3 protein-coding genes are annotated in these 3,052 nt (G+C 59.0%); 2 read left to right on the forward strand and 1 reads right to left on the reverse strand.

What is annotated here, in order from left to right; translation table 11 throughout:
• Positions 1-302: 302 nt before the first annotated feature.
• On the forward strand, positions 303-1,256 hold the full coding sequence (locus tag V6C16_RS10375; RefSeq protein WP_333535903.1) for a chemotaxis protein: 954 nt from the start codon (positions 303-305) through the stop codon (positions 1,254-1,256).
• Between the two features lie 230 nt (positions 1,257-1,486).
• Here V6C16_RS10375 and V6C16_RS10380 read toward each other — a convergent pair whose 3' ends face one another.
• Entirely contained in the window at positions 1,487-2,320 is an 834-nt protein-coding gene (locus V6C16_RS10380; RefSeq protein WP_333543150.1) for a MerR family transcriptional regulator, read from the reverse strand.
• Positions 2,321-2,566: 246 nt separating this feature from the next.
• Between V6C16_RS10380 and V6C16_RS10385 the strand changes: the two genes are divergently transcribed.
• Positions 2,567-3,052: MFS transporter (locus V6C16_RS10385; RefSeq protein ID WP_333543151.1), on the forward strand; the 486-nt coding region annotated here is incomplete at its 3' end.

Below are 3,052 nucleotides of genomic sequence, written 5' to 3' on the forward strand. Positions count from 1 at the left end.
GCAAATCGCCGGTCTAGCCGCGGCCCCGGCCCGCCCGGCAGCGGCATGCGACCTGTACCGGAGCATTGGGGCCTTCGCCCGCAAGAACAATCCGGCCTCCGGCAGATGCACGGCCATAAAAGATTCCGGCAGCAAGCAAAAAAACAGTGAAAAACCACGCTGTCGCCCTGCTGCCGCTCTAAGAGAAAAAGCATTTCGGCCGATAATGACAACAGCGGTCCCGCGCCCCGGAGCCGGATATTGCTTCACGTCAGCACACAAGCCCTGCCGCGCGCCATGCGCAGGCAGACAGGATGGTAGCCATGTCGCAAAACAGCATGCTCAACGTCAACAACAATGAACTTGAAATCATTGAATTTCTTATAGACGAAAAGCAGCCGGACGGCAGCGCCTACAGCGGGTACTATGGCATCAACGTCGCCAAGGTGCTGGAAATCATCCGCCTGCCCAACATCACCAGCGTACCCAGCAAGTGCGATCCTTCGGTGCTCGGCACATTCAACCTGCGGGGCAAGGTGCTGCCCATTCTCAACCTTGCCACATGGCTCGGCAAGGAGATGGCGACCGAAGACAATGCCAAGGTCATTGTCACCGAGTTCAGCGGCGTGCAGGCAGCCTTTCTGGTTTCAGCAGTAACGAGCATCCACCGCATGACCTGGGATCGCATTGAGCCGCCCAACCAGTACGTACAGAACTACTCGCGCGACAGTATTACCGGCGTACTGCGCATTCAGGATCGTGTGCTCTTTATCCTGGATATGGAAAAAATCCTCGCCAGTCTGGACAGCACCCTTGATATGTCACAGATCAAGGTGGACACCACGCCCGTGGAAGGCGCAGGCCAGTTTCACCTGCTTGTGGCTGACGACTCCAACTCGTTGCGTCACATCATCAAGTCTTCGCTGCAAAAATCCGGTTTTCGCGTTACGGCCGTGGCCAGCGGACGCGAAGCCTGGGAATATCTGCAAAAAACACACAGCGAGGCCCAGTCCCAGAGCAAGGAACTTACCGACATGGTGCATCTGGTCATTTCGGACATTGAAATGCCCGAAATGGACGGACACATGCTCACGGCCAAAATACGCGATACTCCCGGACTGAGCACCCTGCCGGTGATCCTCTTTTCCTCCCTTATCACAGATGCCCTGTACGCCAAGGGGGTCAAGGTCGGGGCCGACAAGCAGGTGTCCAAGCCGGACCTGCCCGGCCTGAGCAAGATCATACGCGAGCTTATTGCCGAAAAGCTGCACAAATAACGCCCGTGCGCCGGGATAGCGGACGGCGGGCTGCCGGACGCACCAGCGGAACACCAGACCACCAGACCGGGCCAAGCGCAGGCTATCTGGCGCAAGCTGTCTGGCGCAAGCTGTCTGGCGCGCAGGCCCGCTGCAACCAGACCCGGCCAAGCATGCTGCCGACACTGCGGCCCGCGCTCTTTTCACAACACTGCCCGGGGCTGTTCGCAACAGCCGCCTTCCTCAAGCACTTACAGGACGCTTGGCCCACTGTCAGCGCTTACGCGCACGCAATACCGCGTTACATATTCCCTGGTGGAAGGACACACGATATAGCTTGCCATGTCATAGCCATAAAGATGACCGCTGGCCTCCCCCCCCTGCCGCGCCACAATGTCCGCCATTTTTTCGCAAGCGGCCTTGTGGCTTTCAGAATCCCCCCGGTGGTACAGCCGGGCATAAAGCCCCGCCGGGCGCACGTGCAGGCTCATGCCCCCTGTTTCGCGCGAGGCCCCGCAAAAAAAATACTCCGCCACATAGGAAGGCTTCGCCGCGTGTTCCTTTTGCAGCAAAAAGCCGAGCGGCATGGGCGCGGCCTGTCCGCGGCCCTCAAAGCGCTCCACCAACGCGGCAAACAGGGCTATGCTGCCTTCATCCGTAGCCTGCTCCTCCGGGCTGACGGGCATGACGCTCAGGCGTTCTGTGTCCATCTCCACCAACTCCGGCACGTCATAACGGGCATGCATGGCCTCGTGGGCCAGCGCCATGTTGGCTTCCAGCATCCTTTGCCGCGAAAGCAGACGCATCCTTTCCTGCTGCAAAAGACGTCTTTTTTCCTCCAGATGCCGCAACAGGTCGCGCGGGTTGGGCGCGCGCATATAGCTGCGGATGTCTTTGAGCGAAATGCCCACATCCTTGAACATGCGGATCATGTCAAACTCGTAAAACTGCTCCGCCCCGTATCGGCGATAGCCCTTTTCTGAAACACGCCTGGGCCTGAGCAGCCCTTCCCTGTCATAAAACAGCAGGGTATCCTTGCTGGTTCGGCAAAGTCTGGCGAATTGGCTTGTACTCAGATACTTCATACTTTCTCCTTGACTCTGGACCCGCTCCATACCTTATGCTGACTGATGCCCTTACAAACAGCAAGCAGACAGCAAGGGCTGCGGTTTCCGGCGTCTGTTTTACGCCGCCGCTCTTTGCCCATATCATGAAGCGTTCCGGCAGAAATACGCCGCCATCGCATTTTCGGCGCAAACAGGCGCAACCCACTTCCCCTGCGGGAAAAACAGCCCGCTTGACCATACTGTGACCATATGTGTGACCCTGCCATGAATAATACCCTTCATAAGACCATTGCCAAGAACAATGACGGGCAACTGCCCGACCCCCCAGGCAAAACAGCCCCCTCCCGCCGTGCGCGCAGGCGCATACTGCTGGCGGTTATGGTGGCCTACCTGCCCATTGCCGTGGACCTGACCATCCTGCACATCGCCATTCCCTCCCTGACGCTGGCCCTTCAGGCCACAGGCACGGAAATTCTGTGGATTATCGACATCTATCCGCTGATCATGGCGAGCCTGCTCGTCCCTATGGGTACGCTGGGAGACCGCGTGGGACCGCGCAAGCTGCTGCTGGCGGGATTGACCATTTTTCTGGCGGCATCGCTGGCCGCCGCCTTCTCTCCTACGGCCAAGGCCCTTATCGGGGCGCGGGCTGGCCTGGCGGTAGGCGCGGCCATGATTGTACCCAGTGTGCTGGCTGCCATTCGCCTGACGTTTGAGGACTGGAAAGAGCGCGCCATGGCGCTGGGCATA

It is taken from the genome of Desulfovibrio sp. 1188_IL3213 (genome assembly GCF_036763145.1).
Lineage (GTDB): Bacteria > Desulfobacterota > Desulfovibrionia > Desulfovibrionales > Desulfovibrionaceae > Desulfovibrio.